This window comes from Flagellimonas yonaguniensis (assembly GCF_029193885.1).
Classification (GTDB): domain Bacteria; phylum Bacteroidota; class Bacteroidia; order Flavobacteriales; family Flavobacteriaceae; genus Flagellimonas; species Flagellimonas yonaguniensis.
The window spans coordinates 202,782-223,723 of record NZ_JARFVB010000003.1 but is presented as its reverse complement, the minus strand read 5'-3'; the positions used below and the strand labels follow the sequence as shown (position 1 = coordinate 223,723).

At 42.4% G+C, this 20,942-nt stretch carries 18 protein-coding genes; 11 read left to right on the top strand and 7 right to left on the bottom strand.

Annotated features, from left to right (window positions below; all coding sequences use genetic code 11):
* The first annotated feature begins 149 nt into the window (after positions 1–149).
* Positions 150–1,088 carry a calcium/sodium antiporter gene (locus tag PY092_RS07355; protein WP_275615203.1) on the top strand — a complete coding sequence of 313 codons (939 nt, stop codon included), beginning with the start codon at positions 150–152 and terminating at the stop codon, positions 1,086–1,088.
* A gap of 61 nt (positions 1,089–1,149) precedes the next feature.
* Here the strand turns inward: PY092_RS07355 and PY092_RS07350 are convergent, their stop codons facing one another.
* The gene (locus PY092_RS07350; RefSeq protein ID WP_275615202.1) at positions 1,150–2,160 is read right to left on the bottom strand and encodes a glutamine synthetase beta-grasp domain-containing protein; all 1,011 of its coding nucleotides are present in this window, start codon (positions 2,158–2,160) and stop codon (positions 1,150–1,152) included.
* Between the two features lie 211 nt (positions 2,161–2,371).
* On the opposite strand from PY092_RS07350, the gene PY092_RS07345 reads away from it, so the two are divergent.
* The 9 genes from PY092_RS07345 (at position 2,372) to pyrF (ending at position 11,334) form a co-directional block, all read left to right on the top strand.
* Positions 2,372–4,558 carry a glutamine synthetase III family protein gene (locus PY092_RS07345; RefSeq protein WP_275615201.1) on the top strand — a complete coding sequence of 729 codons (2,187 nt, stop codon included), beginning with the start codon at positions 2,372–2,374 and terminating at the stop codon, positions 4,556–4,558.
* 79 nt (positions 4,559–4,637) lie between these two features.
* A complete protein-coding gene (locus tag PY092_RS07340; RefSeq protein WP_275615200.1) occupies positions 4,638–5,816 on the top strand; it encodes an AIR synthase related protein in 1,179 nt (392 codons plus the stop codon).
* A gap of 47 nt (positions 5,817–5,863) precedes the next feature.
* Positions 5,864–6,328, top strand: coding sequence for a QcrA and Rieske domain-containing protein (locus PY092_RS07335; protein ID WP_275615199.1), 465 nt, complete (start codon positions 5,864–5,866; stop codon positions 6,326–6,328).
* A gap of 19 nt (positions 6,329–6,347) precedes the next feature.
* The gene (locus PY092_RS07330) at positions 6,348–6,785 is read left to right on the top strand and encodes a thioredoxin family protein (protein WP_275615198.1); all 438 of its coding nucleotides are present in this window, start codon (positions 6,348–6,350) and stop codon (positions 6,783–6,785) included.
* Positions 6,782–7,777, top strand: coding sequence for an FAD:protein FMN transferase (locus tag PY092_RS07325; RefSeq protein ID WP_275615197.1), 996 nt, complete (start codon positions 6,782–6,784; stop codon positions 7,775–7,777). The genes PY092_RS07330 and PY092_RS07325 overlap by 4 nt, the downstream gene beginning before the upstream one ends.
* Positions 7,778–7,789: 12 nt before the next feature.
* Positions 7,790–7,999, top strand: a complete 210-nt coding sequence (locus PY092_RS07320; RefSeq protein ID WP_275615196.1) for a DUF4266 domain-containing protein — start codon at positions 7,790–7,792, stop codon at positions 7,997–7,999.
* 31 nt (positions 8,000–8,030) lie between these two features.
* Positions 8,031–9,326 (top strand): DUF3570 domain-containing protein, encoded by a 1,296-nt coding sequence (locus PY092_RS07315; RefSeq protein ID WP_417958152.1) that lies wholly within the window; start codon positions 8,031–8,033, stop codon positions 9,324–9,326.
* 68 nt (positions 9,327–9,394) lie between these two features.
* The gene (prfA, locus tag PY092_RS07310) at positions 9,395–10,471 is read left to right on the top strand and encodes a peptide chain release factor 1 (protein ID WP_275615195.1); all 1,077 of its coding nucleotides are present in this window, start codon (positions 9,395–9,397) and stop codon (positions 10,469–10,471) included.
* Between the two features lie 41 nt (positions 10,472–10,512).
* On the top strand, positions 10,513–11,334 hold the full coding sequence (pyrF, locus tag PY092_RS07305) for an orotidine-5'-phosphate decarboxylase (RefSeq protein ID WP_275615194.1): 822 nt from the start codon (positions 10,513–10,515) through the stop codon (positions 11,332–11,334).
* 8 nt (positions 11,335–11,342) lie between these two features.
* On the opposite strand, the gene PY092_RS07300 is transcribed toward pyrF, so the two are convergent.
* Entirely contained in the window at positions 11,343–11,534 is a 192-nt protein-coding gene (locus PY092_RS07300) for a hypothetical protein (protein ID WP_275615193.1), read from the bottom strand.
* A gap of 204 nt (positions 11,535–11,738) precedes the next feature.
* Here PY092_RS07300 and PY092_RS07295 point away from each other — a divergent pair, with 204 nt between their 5' ends.
* Positions 11,739–12,260, top strand: coding sequence for a hypothetical protein (locus PY092_RS07295; RefSeq protein WP_275615192.1), 522 nt, complete (start codon positions 11,739–11,741; stop codon positions 12,258–12,260).
* Positions 12,261–12,444: 184 nt separating this feature from the next.
* Here PY092_RS07295 and PY092_RS07290 read toward each other — a convergent pair whose 3' ends face one another.
* From PY092_RS07290 to PY092_RS07270, 5 genes are all read right to left on the bottom strand, one after another.
* Positions 12,445–13,149: a DUF4197 domain-containing protein gene (locus PY092_RS07290; RefSeq protein ID WP_275615191.1), complete on the bottom strand. Its 705-nt coding sequence runs from the start codon at positions 13,147–13,149 to the stop codon at positions 12,445–12,447.
* A gap of 36 nt (positions 13,150–13,185) precedes the next feature.
* Positions 13,186–15,045: a glycoside hydrolase family 13 protein gene (locus PY092_RS07285; protein ID WP_275615190.1), complete on the bottom strand. Its 1,860-nt coding sequence runs from the start codon at positions 15,043–15,045 to the stop codon at positions 13,186–13,188.
* A gap of 10 nt (positions 15,046–15,055) precedes the next feature.
* Positions 15,056–17,176 (bottom strand): glycoside hydrolase family 97 protein, encoded by a 2,121-nt coding sequence (locus tag PY092_RS07280; protein WP_275615189.1) that lies wholly within the window; start codon positions 17,174–17,176, stop codon positions 15,056–15,058.
* Between the two features lie 7 nt (positions 17,177–17,183).
* A complete protein-coding gene (locus PY092_RS07275; RefSeq protein ID WP_275615188.1) occupies positions 17,184–19,469 on the bottom strand; it encodes a glycoside hydrolase family 65 protein in 2,286 nt (761 codons plus the stop codon).
* A 100-nt stretch (positions 19,470–19,569) separates the two neighbouring features.
* A complete protein-coding gene (locus PY092_RS07270; RefSeq protein ID WP_275615344.1) occupies positions 19,570–20,922 on the bottom strand; it encodes an MFS transporter in 1,353 nt (450 codons plus the stop codon).
* Between the last annotated feature and the right edge of the window lie 20 nt (positions 20,923–20,942).

Here is a 20,942-nt window from a genome sequence, read left to right as displayed (position 1 = left end):
ATAATCGTTATGTGGCCAAACATAATACTATTGTTTTAGTTAAACAACTGTTTTTATAGTTTATTAACTATTTTTATAGTTTTTTCTTTTTGATATATCCTTCTTTAGTGAATGAATCTTCCATTATCTTTACGCGAAAATTTACTTTTTTGGGAAATCTACTTTTTATTGTTTTGGGGTTGGTCCTACTGATTGCAGGGGGAAATTGGTTGTTGAAGTCGGCGGTAGCTTTATCCTTAAGACTGTACATTCCTAAAATTGTCATTGGTATGACAGTGGTGTCCTTTGCGACATCGGCCCCAGAACTTATCGTAAGTATAAAAGCGGCTCTGGATGGTTTTCCCGATCTTTCTTTGGGGAATGTAGTGGGGTCCAATATTGCCAATTTGGGATTGGTTTTGGCCATTACCGTTATTATGGGCAGTATAGATGTGAGAAAAAGTTTCTACACTACAGATTGGCCTGTAATGATAGTGGCTTCCCTGGTCTTTTGTGGCTTTGTTTATTTTGATGGCATATTGGAGCAATACGAAGGGATTATCCTTGTATCCTTCCTTTTTGTGTTCTTGGTATACCTATTAAGATTTCAAAAGACTGCTGTTGTGGACGAAATGCCCGAAGATGATGTGCCCTTACCATTATATAAAATTGTACTGTTTTTGGGAGTAGGAGGAACCGCGCTATGGGGTGGCTCCGAATTGCTTATTGATGGTGCGGTGGGCATGGCCTCATCATTTGGGGTAAGTGACCGTGTAATCGGTATTACCATTGTCTCCGTGGGGACGAGTATCCCAGAACTGGCCGCCTCGGTAATTGCCGTGTTAAAAAAAGAGAAAGCGATTTCACTGGGTAATCTCATAGGTTCCAATATTTTCAATTTGTTGGCCGTATTGGGAATCACTTCTATAATTACCCCGATAACAGTTATGGACGAAGGACTGCTATCCAGTGATATCTTTTGGATGTTGGGGATTTCCTTTCTTATTCTGCCTTTGGTGTTCTTTCCAAAGGGATTGCGCTTGGGATGGCGAGATGGATTGATTCTTTTGGCTTTTTACGGCACCTTTATCTACTTTACCATAAAATAAAAACCGCCCCAAAAAGTGGGACGGTTTTCATCTATAATCAACAACTAATTTATATACGGGATTATACGTCTGCGGATTTAACCGTTTTTACGATTACAGCAGCAACTTTGTATGGGTCGGCGTTAGAAGCAGGTCTTCTATCCTCCAACCATCCTTTCCAACCTTTTTCAACTGTCATAATAGGAATACGGATAGAAGCACCTCTATCGGAAACACCATAGCTGAAATCAGTGATAGAAGCAGTTTCGTGCTTACCTGTCAATCGCTCGTCGTTGTACTCACCATATACGGCAATATGCTCTGCGGTAACTGGACGGAAAGCTTCACATACTTTTTCGTAAGTTTCTTTGGATCCACAAGTTCTCAACAAGGTGTTGGAGAAGTTGGCGTGCATACCAGAACCGTTCCAATCCCCTTTAATTGGTTTTGGGTGGTACTCAATGTAGTATCCGTAGCTTTCGGTCAATCTTTGTAGCATATAACGGGCTACCCAAATTTCGTCACCAGCTTTTTTGGCACCTTTGGCGAACAATTGGAATTCCCACTGTCCTGCAGCAACCTCTTGGTTGATACCTTCAAACTGTAGACCAGCATCCAAACACAAATCAGCGTGCTCTTCAACCAAATCTCTACCCCAAGTGTTTCTTCCACCAACGGAGCAGTAGTATAGACCTTGAGGTCCTGGATATCCACCAACAGGGAATCCTAATGGTAGCTGTGTTGCAGTGTCCATGATAAAGTATTCCTGCTCAAATCCAAACCAAAAGTCATCATCCTCATCATCAATGGTAGCTCTGGAATTGCTCTCGTGTGGAGTTCCATCAGCATTCAACACCTCGGTCATTACCAAATAACCATTTCTTCTTGCTGGATCAGGGTAAATGGCAACAGGCTTCAATAGGCAGTCAGAGGAACCACCTTCGGCTTGTTTGGTAGAAGAACCATCGAAGGACCACATTGGGCAGTCTTCCAATTTACCACTAAAATCCTCTTCTATTCTAGTTTTACTTCTAATGTTGGCTGTTGGCTCGTAACCATCCAACCATAGATACTCTAATTTAGATTTGCTCATAATTCTGGTAGTTAATCGTTCTCAATTTTATGATTAACAAAAATAGTTTTTTCATTTAATTATCAATGTTTTAAGGGGGTAAAATCACAAACTTGTGTTTATTATTTATATTACCCCTGTTTTTAAAAGGGATGAATGAAAAAAAAGTAATTTTTGCAGTTTAAATTATTGAATTCTTAATTGTAGATTTGAAAATTAAATATTGTTGAAAATGCCGAAAACACGATTCCAGGCCTTGGCCGAAAGCCGTAATAGGGAACACGCCAATATTGATGAAACAGGAAAACGATCCAACCTTTTTGGGAAGAACGTTTTCAATGAAGAGAAAATGCTTCAATTTCTCACAGCTGAAGCATTCGATAAAGTGAAATCAGCCATTTTTCAAGGCACAAAAATTGACCGTAAAATAGCTGACCAAGTGGCCGAAGGCATGAAAGCGTGGGCACTTTCCATGGGAGCTACGCATTATACGCATTGGTTTCAACCGTTAACGGGAGCTACGGCGGAAAAACACGATGCTTTCTTTGATATTCTTCCCAACGGAAGGGCTATGGAGAAGTTTGGAGGAGCACAATTGGTGCAACAAGAGCCCGATGCATCCAGCTTTCCCAGTGGAGGAATCCGAAATACCTTTGAGGCACGCGGATATACCGCCTGGGATCCCACTTCGCCCGCATTCGTGTACAAGACAACATTATGTATCCCGACCATTTTCGTAGCCTACACAGGTGAGGCTTTGGACAACAAGGCGCCACTCCTACGTGCTCTGCATGCGATTGATCAGGCTGCAACTGGCGTCGCCCAATATTTTGATAAAAACGTAAAAAAAGTACACGCTACCCTTGGGTGGGAGCAAGAGTACTTTTTAATAGATAGAGCATTGGTGAATTCCCGTTTGGATCTTTCGGTAACGGGACGAACCTTGGTGGGTAACTTTTCTGCCAAGGGACAGCAATTGGACGACCACTATTTTGGTGTCATTCCACCGCGTGTCCTCGGTTTTATGAGTGAACTGGAAAAGGAGTGTACGAAATTGGGCATTCCCGTTAAAACCCGTCACAATGAGGTAGCGCCCAATCAGTTTGAACTGGCCCCCGTTTTTGAAGAAGCGAATCTCTCCGTAGATCACAATTTATTGTTGATGGATGTGATGGAAGAGATAGCGGATAAATATAACTTTTCGGTGTTGTTCCACGAAAAGCCCTTTTCTGGAATCAACGGATCGGGGAAGCATAACAACTGGTCTTTGGGAACGGATACGGGTGTAAACCTGTTGAGTCCAGGCACCACACCCATGAAGAATCTTCAGTTTTTGACCTTTTTCGTGAATACCATAAAAGCGGTGGATACGTATGAAGAATTGTTGAGAGCGTCCATTGCCTCTGCAAGTAACGATCACCGATTGGGGGCAAATGAAGCACCGCCACCGATTATATCCATATTCATAGGCCAACAATTGAGCGAAGTACTTGATGAGTTGGAAGGTGTTTCCAAAGGAAAACTCTCCCCACAGGAAAAAACAGAGCTCAAACTCAATGTGGTGGGGAAGATCCCTGAAATATTGTTGGACAACACCGATAGGAACCGAACCTCACCATTTGCCTTTACGGGTAACAAATTCGAGATGCGAGGCGTCGGGGCCAAAATGAACTGTGCCAAACCCATGACAATGCTCAACACCATTGTGGCTAAACAGTTGACCGACTTTAAAAAAGAGGTCGATGCATTGATCGACAAGAAAAACCTGAAAAAGGACGAAGCCGTATTCAATGTACTTCGAGAATATATCAAAACCTCCAAGCGTATCCGTTTTGAAGGTGACGGTTATGGAATAGAATGGCAGGAAGAAGCAAGAAGAAGAAAACTGAGCTTCAATAAAAACACGCCAGAGGCACTGCAGGTCATCACTTCAAAGGAAAGCTACGAGCTCTTCAAGCAGATGGATGTAATGAACGAGGTAGAACTCAAGGCACACAAAGAAGTGGAATTGGGCGCTTATATTTTCCATATCCAAATTGAAGGCCGCGTATTGGGCGAAATGGTGTACAATCATATAATACCCGCAGCAGTGAAGTACCAAAATATGTTATTGGAAAATATCCATGGTTTAAAAGAAGTCTATGGGGCAGCGCATAAAAAAGTGGCCGAAGGTCAATTGAACATTTTGGAACAGATAGGAGAGCACATTGTGGAGATCAAAAAACTTACCGATGAGATGGCAGATGCACGTAAACGTGCCAACGGTATGTTGGTAGTGGACAAAAAGGCACAGGCCTACTGTAATAATGTGAGTCCTTATTTTAATAAGATCCGTGAGCATTCGGATACCTTGGAGAAATTGATCGCGGATGAATTCTGGCCATTTACCAAGTACCGCGAAATGCTGTTTTCCAAATAGATAGATCCACAAAAAGGAAAAGACGGGAAGCATATCAATAATTTGATGGCTTTCCGTTATTTTTGCCCAAACCTTTCATATGTCATCGGATACCAGTAAAAGATATGCACAACGAGGTGTTTCAGCCTCGAAAGAAGATGTGCACAATGCCATCAAGAACATTGACAAAGGACTTTTCCCAAAAGCGTTCTGCAAAATTGTACCCGATTATTTAACGGGTAGCGAAGACCATTGTTTGGTTATGCACGCCGATGGTGCAGGTACCAAATCCTCCTTGGCCTATATGTACTGGAAGGAAACCGGGGATGTTTCCGTTTGGAAAGGGATTGCCCAAGATGCACTCATTATGAACGTGGATGACCTGATCTGCGTTGGTGCCACCGATAATATTATGTTGTCGTCCACCATTGGGCGAAACAAAAACCTGATTCCAGGCGAGGTGATTTCGGCCATCATCAATGGGACCGAGGAATTGATTTCCGATTTGGACAAACACGGAATTACCATCCGCTCCACGGGCGGGGAAACTGCCGATGTTGGCGACTTGGTACGTACCATAATCGTGGATTCCACGGTAACGGCCAGAATGGAGCGCAAAAAGGTAATCGATAATGCCAATATTAAAGCTGGAGATGTTATCGTAGGTCTGGCTTCCTTTGGAAAAGCAAGTTACGAAACCGAATATAACGGAGGGATGGGCAGTAACGGTTTGACCTCTGCCCGACATGATGTGTTTTCCAAATACTTGGCCGAAAAATATCCAGAAAGTTTCGATGCATCTGTTCCAGGGGAATTGGTGTATTCGGGGAATACAAAATTGACGGATAAAGTAACAGATTCCCCACTTGATGCCGGTAAATTGGTGTTGTCGCCAACCAGAACATACGCACCTATCATTAAAAAAGTATTGAAGCGGTTTTCATCCGAAGAAATCCACGGGATGGTACATTGCAGTGGAGGTGCTCAGACCAAAATCCTCCACTTCGTGGAGAACCTACACATTATCAAGGACAATATGTTTTCCATTCCCCCTTTGTTCAAACTGATCCAAGAGCAGTCAGGAACCGATTGGAAAGAAATGTACCAGGTCTTCAACTGTGGGCACAGGATGGAACTGTATGTGGACAAAGAAGTTGCGGAAGAAATCATTGCCATTTCCCAAAGTTTTGATGTGGATGCACAGATTATTGGGCGAGTGGAATCATCCGAAAGTAAAAAATTGACCATCCAGAGCCAGTACGGCAAGTTTGAATACTAGCATACGATTTCATTCAAAATAGCGTTTGAATATATAAACCTTATGCTATGGAGAGAAAAGAGTTTCTTAGAAGTTTGGGTGCAGGTGCAGCCTTTGCCCTTACATTTCCCTGTTTACAAGGGTGTTCCAAGGATGATGTTGGGGGGGATAGGGATATTCCTTCTGGTGTTGACTTTACTATCGATTTAGATTCTCCTGATGCAAGTTCATTAAATGATTTAGGTGGATTCATTGAGGTTGCTTCCAATGTTAGTGAAAATGGTCTTACAGATATTGTTGTTGCGAGAAACTTGGAAGATGAACTGGTGGCAGCAAGTTTGATATGCAGTCATCAAGGTTATGCTGAGGTGGAGTTCAGTCAAAGTAATGGAGGTATCTTTTCTTGTGAAGTGCACGGTTCACGTTTTGCACAAGATGGTACACCTCTAAATCAAGTGGATAGTGTCCCAGCGAAGGCCTTAAAGGTTTTCAATACTGAGCTTGATGGTTCCACCTTACGGGTTTATGAATAGTTTTTTGAATCCCAAATCAATGAAAAAATTAATCTACATACTCCTATTTGCCAGCTGTGGTATGCTTCAGGCGCAACAATGGCAAGATAGTTTTGATGATGCCCTTACCAAGGCTGCTGGCGAAGACAAGCCTATTGTTCTGGTTTTTTCAGGTTCCGATTGGTGTGCACCTTGCATCCGTTTAAAGCGACATGTTTTTGATAGTGATGCGTTCAAGGAGTATGCTTTGGAACACTACGTAATGTATGATGCGGACTTTCCCCGTAAAAAGAAGAATCAACTTCCAGAAGAGAAACTGAATGTGAATAAGTCCTTGGCCGAAAAATATAACCCAAAGGGTTATTTTCCGTTGGTGGTGGTCATGGACAAAGATCAGAATGTTTTGGGCACCACAGGTTTTGTGGCCCGGACCAGTCCCGAAAAATACATCAAGACCCTCAATAAATTCCTGAAATGAAAACCTTCGTTGCCTTGACCTGCAGTCTTTGTTGCCTGCTGTCGTTCGGGCAGTCGAGGGAAACGGATGTTACCGTAAAAAAGACCTTGAAACTGATGGGTACGCGGTTCGAGATTACCGTGGTGGCACCGAACGAGGAAATTGGCTATATCAATATAGATGAAGCTGTATCCGAAATAAAACGGATAGAAGAAATCATTTCTTCATGGGACAAGGATTCCGAAACCTCGCTGATCAATAAAAATGCAGGAATCAAACCTGTAAAGGTAAGTCGGGAACTTTTGAATTTAATCGAGCGTTCCATCAAAATATCGGAAATAACCGATGGTGCTTTCGATATTACCTATGCCTCCATGGATGAGATTTGGAAGTTTGATGGTACCATGGATAAGGTCCCTTCGGAAGAAAAAATCAAACAGTCCGTTTCAAAGGTCGGGTATCAAAAAATACAATTGGATCAAGAAAATCAAACGGTTTACCTGCCCGAAAAAGGCATGTGCATAGGATTTGGCGCTATTGGAAAAGGGTATGCCGCCGATAAGGCAAAAGACCTTCTCGTGTCCAAGGATGTGAAAGGAGGAATCATCAATGCTTCCGGAGACCTTACCACTTGGGGAACCAAAGTTACAGGGGAAAAATGGTTGGTGGGTATTGCCAACCCATTGAGCAAGGATAAAGTGTTCAGTTGGTTGCCCATCATAGAGTCCTCCGTGGCCACATCGGGCAATTACGAAAAGTACATTATCCTTGATGGCAAAAAGTATTCGCATATCATCGACCCAAGGACGGGATATCCCACCCGAGGCATAAGCAGTGTTTCCATTTTTGCAAAACAGGCGGAATTGTGCGATGCTTTGGCAACTGCTGTTTTTATAATGGGCCGGGATGTGGGACTGCACATGATCAACCAGATTGATGGGGTGGAGGCCGTTATCGTGGATGCCGAAAATAAAATTCAAAAAAGTTCAGGTATCATGTTCGATACGAATTAGTACATTTAGTGTATGGGAAAACCATTTTTTTTATTGTTGCTTTTGATTCTTTCCAGTTCCTGTGTAGCCGTTCGAGAGTACGACAAGGTATATGTGAACGATGAAGAAATGCAATTGAGTGCAAGGCCGAGTGAACGGTTCGAGACCAATTTCCATATTTACAGGGAGGCTTCCTCAGGTGCCAATGGTGGCAAAACAGGAGGCGGATGCGGATGTAATTGACGATAAACCTATCTATCATATTGAAAACCTTATGACCCAGTTGTCCAAATCAGTAAAATCCGTTTCTGTAATCTTTTTCTTTTTGATGGTATTCGTGGGTTGGTCCCAACAAGGAGACACTTCCTACAAGCGAAGGGCTTTGGAGACAAGTGAGGTGGATTTATTGTTCAGTTATTACAATCAAGATGGGCAGAACGCTGCCGTAACTGGAGGCGAGGGTACCGAGGAATTAACGGATGCCACTTCCAGTATTGTATTGCGCATGCCCATGAACGAAGATGATATTTTAACTGTGGATGTTGGTCTGTCGGCATACACTTCGGCATCGTCAAGTAACGTGAATCCGCTGGATGGAGGTCTCAATGTTACTCCTTTTGATGCATCTTCGGGAGAATCACGAAAAGATTTACTGGCCAATATCAACCCAACCTATCAACATAGTTCGGATGACCGAAATACTATTTGGAGTGCCAATGCCTATTTTTCCTCGGAATACGATTATTTTTCGATAGGATTTGGTGGTAGCTTTACCAAACTCTTCAATGAGAAGAATACTGAAATCACTTTGAGTGGACGTGTATTTTTAGATAAATGGAATTCACAATACCCGATAGAGCTGCGGAATGGCTTTTTTGATGATCGCATTACAGGGAACGGCACCTACAATCCAATTTTTACAGAGTTCGACAATGAAAACCGAAACTCTTATTCGCTTTCATTGAGTTTCTCCCAGATTTTGAGCCAAAAATTCCAGGGAGCATTGTTTATGGATGTGGTTTCCCAAAACGGATTATTAAGCACACCCTTCCAACGTGTCTATTTTTCGGATTTTGAGGATTTTTATATTGATGAATTTCAATTAGCGGACAATGTGGAGCAATTGCCTGATAGTCGATTCAAAATACCTGTGGGCGGCCGGTTGAATTATTATTTGAACGATGTGGTGATTCTACGTTCCTATTACCGTTTTTATTGGGACGATTGGGGTATCAGTTCGCACACGGCAAGTCTGGAAGCTCCATTTAAGCTCACGGATAAGTTTACCTTGTACCCAACCTATCGCTACTATACCCAAACTGCGGTGGATTATTTTTATCCCAAAGAGCAGGCATTGTCCACCTACGAGTTTTATACTTCAGATTACGATTTGTCCGATTACAATGCCCACCAATACGGGATAGGGGTGCAATACAAGGATATTTTCACAAGTGCCCGAGTCCTCAATTTTGGGTTGAAAACCATCAATCTGCGATTTAGCCAATATGATAGGAGTGATGGCCTCAATGCGTTCATCGTTACCTTGGGGACTACATTTGTTGGGAATTGACTTCATTTAGTTGGAAAATAATCCAACTAAAAAATCGTAAATTCGCATTCCTATAGGAGGATTGATTTATGCTAGACAAACTCAACATCGTAAAACAGCGTTTTGATGAGGTATCGGACCTGATCATACAGCCTGATATTATCGCAGACCAAAAGAGATATGTAAAACTCAACAAGGAGTACAAAGATCTTAAGGTGCTCAGCGATAAACGCGACGAATACATAACCCTTACCAACAATATTGAAGAGGCAGAAGAAATCATTGCCGACGGGAGTGATGCGGAAATGGTGGAAATGGCCAAAATGCAATTGGACGAGGCCAAAAGCGCCATGCCCAAGTTGGAAGAGGAAATCAAATACTTGCTGATTCCAAAAGACCCCGAGGACGAGAAGAATGTGGTAATGGAAATCCGTGCGGGAACAGGTGGTGATGAGGCCAGTATTTTTGCAGGTGATCTGTTCCGTATGTATACCAAATATTGCGAATCCAAAGGTTGGAAGACCAACGTAATCGATTTAAGCGAGGGGACCAGCGGCGGCTACAAGGAAATCCACTTTGAGGTAAATGGCGAGGACGTTTATGGAACGCTTAAGTTCGAGGCAGGGGTACACCGTGTACAACGTGTGCCACAGACCGAGACACAAGGTAGGGTGCATACGAGTGCGGCTACCGTAATGGTCATTCCCGAAGCGGAAGAGTTTGATGTACAGATAGACCCCAAAGATGTTCGAATCGATTATTTCTGTTCCTCTGGACCAGGAGGTCAGTCGGTAAACACCACATATTCGGCAGTACGTTTAACGCACGAACCAACCGGTATCGTGGCACAATGTCAGGATGAAAAATCCCAGCACAAGAACAAGGACAAAGCCTTTAAAGTGCTTCGTGCCCGCTTGTACGATATGGAATTGGCCAAAAAACAGGCAGAAGATGCTGCCAAGCGTAACTCTCAGGTAAGTAGTGGTGACCGTTCGGCGAAAATCCGTACCTACAATTATCCGCAGGGTAGGGTAACAGACCATAGAATTGGTCTTACGCTTTACGATTTACAGAATATCATCAACGGAGATATCCAAAAAATTATAGATGAGTTGATGTTGGTGGAAAACACTGAAAAACTCAAGGAAGCTTCGGAAATATTTTAAGCTATTAAAACCAAGTTCAGTACGGTCGAGAACCCATCAAAATGAAGATTGAAGATTTAATTGCCCAGATCCATCAAAAAAAATCGTTCCTCTGTGTTGGTCTCGACACCGATTTGGATAAAATTCCAAAGCATCTTCTAAAAGAGGATGACCCCATTTTTGCTTTCAATAAGGCCATAATTGATGCGACACATCCCTATTGTGTGGCATACAAACCCAATATCGCTTTTTATGAAGCCTACGGCCTGCAAGGGTGGAAATCCTTGGAGCGAACTATGGAATATCTTAATTCGAATTACCCTGAAATATTTACCATTGCCGATGCCAAACGTGGGGATATCGGAAATACTTCCACACGCTACGCCAAGGCATTTTTTGAGACAATGGATTTTGATTCAATTACCATTGCACCTTATATGGGCAAGGATTCTGTGGAGCCCTTTTTGGAGTTCGAGGACAGGCATACCATTTTATTGGCACTGACCTCCAATCAAGGTGCTTTTGACTTTCAGACCAAAAATGTGGATGGGCAGGAATTGTACAAAGAAGTGCTGTCCGTTTCAAAAACGTACAAAGGCTCAGAACGTTTGATGTATGTGGTAGGGGCAACGAAGGCTACTTATTTGGAAGATATTCGAAAAATTGTGCCGGAAAGCTTTTTATTGGTGCCCGGAGTGGGTGCGCAAGGGGGAAGTTTGCAGGAAGTGTGCAAATATGGAATCACCAAGGATGTAGGTTTGTTGGTAAATTCCTCTCGGGGCATTTTGTATGCTTCAACCGAACTGGATTTTGCCGAAACTGCTGCAAAAAAGGCACAGGAAATCCAGCAGCAAATGCAAATTGAACTGGCTAAACAGAAATAAAGGTCAACCTACAGGTTTTCCAATACCTTTTTAATGCTCTGTGCTTTGCTTTTAAAGAATTCGCCCAACTGATTGTCCTTTCCGGCAACACTTGCGGCCTTTTCCATAAAATTTTGGTGCATTACCTCCAAAACAGAGGCTGCTTGGCTTAAACCTGTGATGGGAGTGACCGATCCAACTTTGCAATACTGATTATTCATAGCTCTCAAGATTTGTTAATAACAAAGATACGTTCAAAACAGGCTTGTGGATTATGCTCAAAGGTGGTATACATCTATAAATCAGGTAATTTATCTAAAATTTAACGTAAGGTTCCCTAGTTCACTTGATAGGTTACATTTAGGTCGGATAAAATTAACGTACCTTTAAAAGGGGTCAAATTTTTAATTAAAATTACTCCCATCATGAGAAAATCAGTGTTGATTCTGACCATTTTATTTCAGTTTGCTCTGTATGCCCAAAATGATGACAAATGTAGTTGCTGTTCGGAGAATCACAGGGCTTTTGATTTTTGGATAGGAGAGTGGGAGGTGGTCAATTCACAAAATGGAAGTCCTGCTGGATCAAGTGTAGTCAGTAGGGAGGAGAATGGTTGTGTTATTCATGAGAAATGGACAAGTGCCAACCCGGGATATACGGGGACCAGTCTTAATTTTTTTAATGCCGAGAGCAATCAATGGGAACAGTTATGGGTGGATAATGTCGGAGCTGTTCTTAAATTGAAGGGAAACAGGGACGGCAATAAAATGATCTTAACCTCTGATGAATTTGAAAAAGAGGGGAAAAAGTTTAGGAATCGAATCACTTGGACCAAGAACGATGATGGAACCGTTAGACAATTTTGGGAGGTGCTTGGAGAAGATGAAAAAACCTCTATTGCTTTTGATGGATTATACCGAAAAGCTGAGAAAACAAAAAACCGGTGAGAAACACCGGTTTTTAAACTAACTAACTCAAAAAAATGCTAACTCAGATAACTTGTACAAAATTCAAGTTTAACCTTCAGCTCAAGGTTAATTTAACTTTAGGAATTTGTTATAATTATACTTGATTATTGAGTTTATAACGGTTGATTTTTTGAGTTATTGCATTTTTAGCAAAAAATTATGATTAATCTTGAAGTGCGAATACCTTTTTTAACAAATCTGTTGTTCTGGACGAAACTTTTGTCCTAATTTCTTTTTCTTCCACGGCGATCATGGTATATACTCCTTCCAAAGCTTCATTGGTGGTATAATCCGTTAAATCTGGGTTCACGTTGTTGGTCAAGGGCAGGCTGTTGTACTTGGTTATGATATTGCTCCAGATTTGGTCAGCACCTACTTTTTGAAATGAATTTTTAATGATCGGGTTGAATTTGTCGTAAAGTTGCGTCCGGGTAGCCTGTTGTAAATACTGGGTCGCCGCATTGTCGTTCCCCAAAAGAATCTGTTTGGCATCATTAAAAGTGATGCCCTTTACCGCATCCACAAATATTGGAGTAGCTTCGCCTACGGCATCCTCGGCCGCTCGGTTAATGATTCTCAGGCCTTCGTCGGCCAAACTGGAAAGTCCAACGTCGCGCAAGGTTTTGTCCACTTTTTGAAGCTCTTCGGGGAGAAGAATTTTCACCAGTTCATTCCTATAGAATCCATTTTCGCTGGTAAGTTTGTTCACCTGTTTCTCAATGCCCATGTTCAGGGCCTCTCGCAATCCTTGGGCTATTTGGTCATTTCCTATTCCAGTGGTTCCTTGTGGCAATTGGTTCACAACTTGTTGAAGCTCGGCACATCCTACAAGTTGAAATACCAATACGCATAGCATTAATCTTTTCATGGTTAAATTTTTAAGTTGATATGAAAATACTCCGAATTACCTTAATTCAAAAACCAATCCGGTTTTAGCACCGATTTCCAAGGGTTGATTCATTTCGTATTCCTTGCCCGAAATTATGTCCAACCCTTTTTCGTATCCTTGGATACCTTCAGAAAATCGCTCGAGGTCAATTTTTTGATCTTTATCGGAGTTGTTCAAAACCACCATCACGGTTTCATCTGGATCATTTTGCAGGTATCTAAAATATACATAGACATTATTTATAGGTGAAAAGTGAAGGGTTTTCCCAAAATGAACGGCTTTTTGACCTTTTCGCCAGTTCAATAGTTTTTTGGTAAAATCGAAATACTCGTTTTGTGTATCGGTTCTTCCATTGGAAGTGAAGGCATTCTGCTCATCCCCGGCCCATCCGCCCGGGAAATCACGACGAATATCGCCGTCGCCCTTGCCTTTGTCTCCCATCATTCCTATTTCATCACCATAATAGATTTGTGGTATTCCGCGTAGGGTCATTATCAGGGTAAGTGCCAATTTGTAGTTGTCCACGTCGCCCTCAAACTCCTGATTGATGCGATTGACATCGTGGTTGCCCATTTTTATCAAAAGATTATTGATGTTTGGGTAGAGGAAATCCTTGGTCAAATGGTCGTAAACCCGATATACGCCATCGCCCCAATGCTGCTCGTCTTCCTTGAAAACCTGGGGTAGGATATCGTGCAGAGGAAAGTCCATTACCGTGGGTAAATTGGAATTGAAACCTTGTATGGCACCAATTTCACTATCTTTTTGCCAATAGGCGATATGGGCGGTTTCGTGCATGAAAATTTCTCCCATAATGTTGAAGTCGGGGTACTCTTCCATCACACGGGTTACCCACTTGGTAATTCCTTCCTTGTCATTGTAAGGATAGGTGTCAACACGAATACCGTCCAAATCCCCACTCTCTATCCACCAGATGGCATTTTGTACCAGATAGTTGATCAGCATGGGATTGTTTTCGTTCATGTCGGGCATGGTGTAGTCGAACCAACCATCCATACAGCCCTTGGCATCAATTTCCGATGCATAAGGATCGAACTGGGTAGTTTGGATATAGTTGCTTCGCTTAAAACCATTTTCCCCACCTTCCCAATAGTGTATCCAATCGCTCGAAGGTAAATCTTGAATCAGCCAATGGCTCAATCCCCAATGGTTGGGAACAAAGTCCATAATATGTTTCATGTCCCGTTGATGGAGTTCGGCGGAAAGCTTCGCAAAATCTTCGTTGGAACCATAGCGTGGGTCAATTTTGTAAAGATCGCTACTGGCATAGCCGTGGTACGAATAGACTTTTTCGTTGTCCAAAGTGAGGGGTGTGCTCCACAAGGTGGTTGCACCCAGTTCGTTGATATAGTCCAAATGATCTATGATCCCTTGAATGTCGCCACCATGTCTACCTCCTTGATCATCTCTATTGGCTTTTTCAATGGTTTCCGTAGTACTATCGTTTGATGGATTCCCGTTGGCAAATCGGTCTGGCATCAGAAGGTAAATCACATCCGATGAGTCGAAGCCTTTTCTTTGTCTGGAGTTTTCCCTTCGGGGTTTGAATTCATAATCGGAAGAATCTACCGTTTTACGTCCTTTTTTGAAGGATAGGGTATAGGTTCCTGGTGTTATCCCATCCGTGTCAATCGTTACAAATAAATAATTGGGGTTTTCCACTTTCACCACTTTTTTGATGGTGATATTCCCTGAAAATTCGGGTTGTAGGTCGTTGATGTTATTGCCATAGACCAAAAGCTCCAATTCGGTCTGTTTCATTCCAGCCCACCAATAAGATGGTTCTATGCGTTCCACTTGGCTAAAAGATAAATTGGCTATGGCTAGGCACAGCAGGATTAAGATATTTCTCATGAGTGTTTGTTTAAAGTTCTTTTATACTGATGGCGAATCCGCCACCTGGAGCTGATGTAAGCTTTAATTTGGATTTTGAACTCACTGTTTTTGATTGGATTTTATACGATTGAGGATTGGTCTTGTAATGGGCATTTGGGCCATCACTATAAATAGTGGCCTCGTATTTTTTGCCTTTTTTCAAGAAATCCAAGGGAATCGTGGTAGTTCGTCCAGAGGTTCCGTTCACATTTCCCACAAACCAATCTGTACTGTTCTTGTCTTGTCTGGCCACGGTAATGTAAGCACCGGGTTCAGCTTCAAGGTACTTGCTTTGCTGCCAATCCACAGGTACATCTTTTATGAATTGAAAGGCATCTGGGAACCGTTTGTAATTTTCAATAACATCGGCTGCCATTTGAAGTGGACTGTACATGGTCACATACAGTGCCAATTGGTTGGCAAGGGTCGAATTCACATGACTTTGATTATCTGGATTCAATTTGCTCACGTCCATTTCAAAAATCCCAGGAGTGTAATCCATCGGTCCACCTATAAGTCTGGTGAAAGGCAATACGGTAACATGATTGGGTTTAGAGCCTCCAAAGGCTTGGTATTCTGTGCCTCTGGCGGATTCGTTCCCGATTAAATTGGGCCAAGTTCTTGCCAATCCTGTTGGGCGAACTGCTTCGTGGGCATTCACCATAATTTGGTAATCCGCAGCTTTTTCAATGGCAAATTGATAGTGATTTACCGCCCATTGGTTGTAATGGTTTTGTCCTTTTGGTAAAATATCCCCAACATAGCCACTTTTTACGGCATCGTATCCGTTTTCTTGCATAAAAGCATAGGCTTCGTCCATGTGGCGCTCGTAATTTCTTACTGCCCCTGAAGTTTCATGGTGCATTACCAATTTTACGTTTTTTGATTTTGCATAATCCCTTAATGCGGTCACATCAAAATCGGGGTAGGGGGTCACAAAATCGAACACATCATCTTTGTGGTGACCGAACCAATCTTCCCAACCTACATTCCAACCTTCCACCAAAATGGCATCCATGCCATTTTCAGCAGCAAAATCGATATAATCTTTTACGTGTTGGGTATTGGCCGAATGTCTTCCGTTAGGTTTGGCTTTAGAATAATCTGTTTTTCCCAATTGTACCGATGGAAATTCATCGGTATAGGCCCAACTGCCACTCCCGGTGATCATTTCCCACCAAATCCCAATATATTTTACGGGATGAATCCAAGAGGTATCTTCAATTTTATTGGGTTCGTTCAGATTATAGGTCATTCTGGAAGCCAAAATATCCGTTGCATCATCACTCGCTATAATGGTGCGCCAAGGCGTATGTCTGGGTGCCTGCATTTGACCTTTGTCACCCACCGCATCCGGGGTCAGCCAAGAAGTGAAAATAAAGTTTTTATCATCCAAATTGAGGTGCATGCAAGCATAGTTCACCAAAGCGGCTTCATGCAGGTTGATGTAGGTGCCATTTTCGGTTTTCATCATCAGGGCAGTCTGCACCCCTGTTTTGGAGAATTGTTGCTGTGATGCATTTGGAGTTACGGCACTATCGAACAACCCTCTAATTTCCGATAATCGAGATTCGGTATAGTCATATTCTTGAGTGTCGTAATCTCCAGGAATCCAAAAAGCGGTATGGTCTCCCGACATGGCAAATTCGGTGCGTTCTTCCTTAATTACGAAGTACACCAAATTCTTTTGTTGTGGAAATTCGTATCGAAAACCGAGTCCATCATTAAACAAACGAAAACGAATAACCATAATGCGTTCGGTTTCATTCTGTTTTAGGGTAACAGCCAGTTCGTTGTAATGGTTTCTAATTTCCGATTCCTCTCCCCAGACCGGTTCCCAAGTTTCATCAAAAGTCGAACTATTGGAGTCCACAACTGTAAATCCATCCAAAAGGGATTTGGCATCATTTTTTAATTCAAAACCGAGTTTACTGGTTTTAATGATGGTCTCGTCATTGAAATCCAATTGGTATGTTGGCGTTCCATTTTCCAAAAGGTGGAAATCCATTGTAAAACTGCCATTTGGAGATTTTAATTCTTGGGCAGAAACCCACGAGGTCAAAATCAACAAAAAGCTTAAAAGACCAATGGATTTTAATAGCTGTTTCATAGCTGTTTTATGTTAGGGTTACCTTTTTGCCATCAACCAAAATTCCCAATGTATCTCCTTCGTTCATATCAAAGGTGGCCCCGTCTTGGGTAACCGTCACTTTCAAAATTCTATTCCTGAAATTGATTTTAAAGGAATACATTTCCCATTGATCAGGGATTTTTGGGGCAAAGCATAGTTTTCCATCTCTTATCCTCATACCGCCAAAACCTTCCACAATACTCATCCAAGTTCCTGCCATGGAGGTAATGTGCAATCCTTCTTCCACCTCTTTGTTATAATCGTCCAAATCCAATCTGGATGTACGGAGGTAAAAAGTGTAGGCTTGCTCCATTCGGTCCAATTTAGCAGCCTGAACGGAGTGTACGCATGGTGATAAAGATGATTCGTGTACGGTGAACGGTTCGTAAAAATCAAAGTGTTTTTCAAGTTCTTCATTGGTAAAATGATCTTCAAAGAAATAGAAACCTTGAAGTGTGTCTGCCTGTTTGATGTATGGTGATCTAAGAATGCGGTCCCAACTCCAATGTTGGTTGATGGGGCGTTCTTTTTTATCCAAATCGGCCACAGGGATCAAATCTTTGTCCAAGAAACCATCTTGTTGCAGATAAACCCCATGCTCTTCGGAGTAAGGAAAATACATCTGGGCGGCTACTTTTTTCCAAAGATCGGTATCATCATTGGTCAAATGCGTTTTTTCCATCACCCTGTTATAATCGGCAGGATAGTTCTGTTGCACGTGTTCCAATTGTTCCAGCGTATATTCCAGGCACCATTTGGCCATATAGTTGGTGTACCAATTGTTGTGCACGTTGTTTTCGTACTCATTTGGCCCTGTAACGCCCAGCATTACATATTTGTTACGGTTTTCGGACCAGTTGACGCGCTGCTGCCAAAAACGGGCTATTCCTATCAGTACTTCCAATCCCATTTCTGGAACGTAGCTGTAATCTTCGGTATATCGGGTATAGTTGTAAATGGCGTAGGCTATGGCACCATTCCTATGAATTTCCTCAAAAGTGATTTCCCACTCGTTGTGGCATTCCTCCCCGTTCATGGTTACCATTGGGTAAAGGGCGGCTCCGTTTTTAAAGCCCAACTTCTCAGCATTTTCAATGGCTTTTTCCAAGTGATTATACCTGTATTTGAGCAGTTTTCGGGCTACTTCCTGATTTTTGGTCGCCATATAAAATGGAAGACAGTAGGCCTCGGTATCCCAATAGGTACTACCTCCATATTTTTCGCCCGTGAATCCTTTGGGGCCAATGTTCAACCGTGAATCTGTTCCCGTGTAAGTCTGGTTCAGTTGAAAAATATTGAAACGAATGCCTTGTTGTGCTTTAACATCGCCTTCGATATGGATGTCGCTCATTTCCCAGATCTGTGCCCAAGCTTTTTTCTGTTCTTCCAAAAGCCCATCAAACCCTAGGGAAGATGCTTGATCTAATACGATGTTGGCAGCTTCGGTCAATTTATCGGCCTCGTGATTACGGTCTACCGTATAACCACCATATTTGATCAGACTTACTTTTTCTCCTTTTTTTACGGTCTCAGCAAATTCAAAACCGATGAAGAGATCTTCCCTGTTCTCGGAATCGGGTGTAGCTTTTAAGGTGTTGCCATATACTAAATGGGCCTGCATAAATGTGCACACATTAAAATGGGTCTTCATGGTGTGCGACTCAATAAATGCCCTGTTTTTTTGTGATGTTACCTTTGTGGTGTTCCAAAACTTATCGTCCCAGTTGCTGTCCTCATTGGTAATGCCTGCATCAATATAGGGTTTGAAAACCACCGACGCATCGGAATTAAGCGGAGTGATTTCAAATTTGATGGCTCCTACTTCATCGTGTGATAAACTCAAAAACCGTGTGGTCACCACTTTAATTTCAATGTTATTGGAGGTGGTGGCTACAAAGCTTCTTTGATACCAACCCTCTTTCATGTTCAACTCCCGCTTGAAATTTTTGATATTGGAACAGGTGGCCAAATCCAAAGGCGTACCATTTATCCCAACATCGATACCGATCCAATTGGGAGCGTTCAATACCTTGGCAAAATATTCGGGATAACCATTTTTCCACCATCCTACACGGGTTTTATCTGGATAGTACACTCCCCCGATATAGCTTCCTTGAAAGGAGGGGCCTGAATAGGATTCTTCAAAATTGGCACGTTGGCCCATAGCTCCGTTTCCAATGCTGAAAAGACTTTCGGAAGACTTTACGCGTTCCTTGTCGAAACCCTCTTCGATAAGGCTCCATGGATTGGGTTGAATATAATCTTGATTCATTTTTTACTGTTGATTGACGTGTTTCTAGTTTGTATGAAATCTAAAACCTATAGTTTTGTTTTTGTGTATGTTAGGGTAACTTGAAAAATATGAATTTCAGTTAAATTGAGAGTCCTTTGTCATCAATATCTTCCACTCTTGCCACCAATAGAGCTGCAATTAAAAATGCTACCCCACTTGTTACCAAAGCATAGATGGGGTGACCATTATAAAAGTATTCCACCATGGGGCCTCCGATAAAGGCATTCACGATTTGTGGTATTACAATGAAAAAGTTGAAAATACCCATATAAACCCCCATTTTTTGAGGAGGAATGGCGCCTGCCAGAATAGCGTAGGGCATTGCCAAAATACTGGCCCAAGCAACCCCGATTCCCACCATGGAAAGTATCAGCCAGTTTTCATCGGGCATAATGTAAATGGATAGGAAACCCAAGGCTCCTACTACCAGAGAAATGGTATGGGTCTTTTTTCGTCCTACCTTTTTTGCAATGGCAGGCAGGAAAAAGGCAAAAATGGCAGAAATCCCATTGTACACCCCAAACAGGATACCCACCCAATCACCTGCATTTTGATAGGCAGTACTCTGGCTATTGTTGGGGTCCAGACCATAAATGTGCTCTGCAATGGCAGGGGTGGCGAATACCCAAAGCCCAAAAAGCCCAAACCATGAAAAAAACTGGACCCAGCTCAATTGACGCATGGTCTTTGGCATTAGGGCAAAGTCGGTAAATATATCGAGTAGACTATTCGTGTTTTTTTCTGTTCCCTCAGATTCCCCATTTTGATTGAGCAGTGCCATTTCCTCAGGTGTGTACTCTTTTGTGGTAAACACTGTGATTGCCACACTGATGATGAGAACTAAGGCACCTATTACAAAGGAAATCAGCAAGTTCAAAGGAACTTCCCCTGCCACGGCAGTATTACTGATCCCCACCCAATTCGTCAATGCATAGGGAAGCCACGAACCTATAACGGCTCCAACTCCAATAAGGACGGTTTGGATGCTATAGCCCAAAGTTCTTTGGTCCGATGGTAGCATGTCCGCAATCAAAGCCCGAAAAGGTTCCATAGCAATATTAAAGGAAGCATCCATGACCATGAGCATACCGGCACCAACCCAAAGAGAGGGTAAAAAGGCGGTGAACATGTCAGCATTGGGCATAAGGACAAGACCCAACGAAGCTAAAAGGGCTCCCGTAAGAAAATAAGGTCGCCTACGGCCTAAACGGGTCCAGGTTTTGTCGCTGTAATGGCCCACAATGGGCTGTACAATAAGTCCAGTGAGTGGGGCTACGATCCAAAACCACGATAGTTCGTGGACATCTGCCCCGAAACTTTGGAGAATTCTACTGGCATTGGCATTTTGGAGGGCAAAACCCATTTGAATTCCAAGAAATCCAAAACTGAGGTTCCAGATTTCCCAGAAGCTTAATCTACGCTTTTGGAACATTGTGATATGTGTTAGTTTCA

Bases quoted from the DNA above. Each gene is read 5' to 3' on its own strand.
- PY092_RS07315 (WP_417958152.1), top strand. From the start codon at position 8,031: ATGACCCAGTTGTCCAAATCAGTAAAATCCGTTTCTGTAATCTTTTTC.
- PY092_RS07275 (WP_275615188.1), bottom strand. From the start codon at position 19,469: ATGAATCAAGATTATATTCAACCCAATCCATGGAGCCTTATCGAAGAG.
- PY092_RS07350 (WP_275615202.1), bottom strand. From the start codon at position 2,160: ATGAGCAAATCTAAATTAGAGTATCTATGGTTGGATGGTTACGAGCCA.
- PY092_RS07285 (WP_275615190.1), bottom strand. From the start codon at position 15,045: ATGAGAAATATCTTAATCCTGCTGTGCCTAGCCATAGCCAATTTATCT.
- PY092_RS07335 (WP_275615199.1), top strand. From the start codon at position 5,864: ATGGAGAGAAAAGAGTTTCTTAGAAGTTTGGGTGCAGGTGCAGCCTTT.
- pyrF (WP_275615194.1), top strand. From the start codon at position 10,513: ATGAAGATTGAAGATTTAATTGCCCAGATCCATCAAAAAAAATCGTTC.
- prfA (WP_275615195.1), top strand. From the start codon at position 9,395: ATGCTAGACAAACTCAACATCGTAAAACAGCGTTTTGATGAGGTATCG.
- PY092_RS07290 (WP_275615191.1), bottom strand. From the start codon at position 13,149: ATGAAAAGATTAATGCTATGCGTATTGGTATTTCAACTTGTAGGATGT.
- PY092_RS07300 (WP_275615193.1), bottom strand. From the start codon at position 11,534: ATGAATAATCAGTATTGCAAAGTTGGATCGGTCACTCCCATCACAGGT.
- PY092_RS07325 (WP_275615197.1), top strand. From the start codon at position 6,782: ATGAAAACCTTCGTTGCCTTGACCTGCAGTCTTTGTTGCCTGCTGTCG.
- PY092_RS07345 (WP_275615201.1), top strand. From the start codon at position 2,372: ATGCCGAAAACACGATTCCAGGCCTTGGCCGAAAGCCGTAATAGGGAA.
- PY092_RS07295 (WP_275615192.1), top strand. From the start codon at position 11,739: ATGAGAAAATCAGTGTTGATTCTGACCATTTTATTTCAGTTTGCTCTG.
- PY092_RS07270 (WP_275615344.1), bottom strand. From the start codon at position 20,922: ATGTTCCAAAAGCGTAGATTAAGCTTCTGGGAAATCTGGAACCTCAGT.
- PY092_RS07340 (WP_275615200.1), top strand. From the start codon at position 4,638: ATGTCATCGGATACCAGTAAAAGATATGCACAACGAGGTGTTTCAGCC.
- PY092_RS07320 (WP_275615196.1), top strand. From the start codon at position 7,790: ATGGGAAAACCATTTTTTTTATTGTTGCTTTTGATTCTTTCCAGTTCC.
- PY092_RS07330 (WP_275615198.1), top strand. From the start codon at position 6,348: ATGAAAAAATTAATCTACATACTCCTATTTGCCAGCTGTGGTATGCTT.
- PY092_RS07280 (WP_275615189.1), bottom strand. From the start codon at position 17,176: ATGAAACAGCTATTAAAATCCATTGGTCTTTTAAGCTTTTTGTTGATT.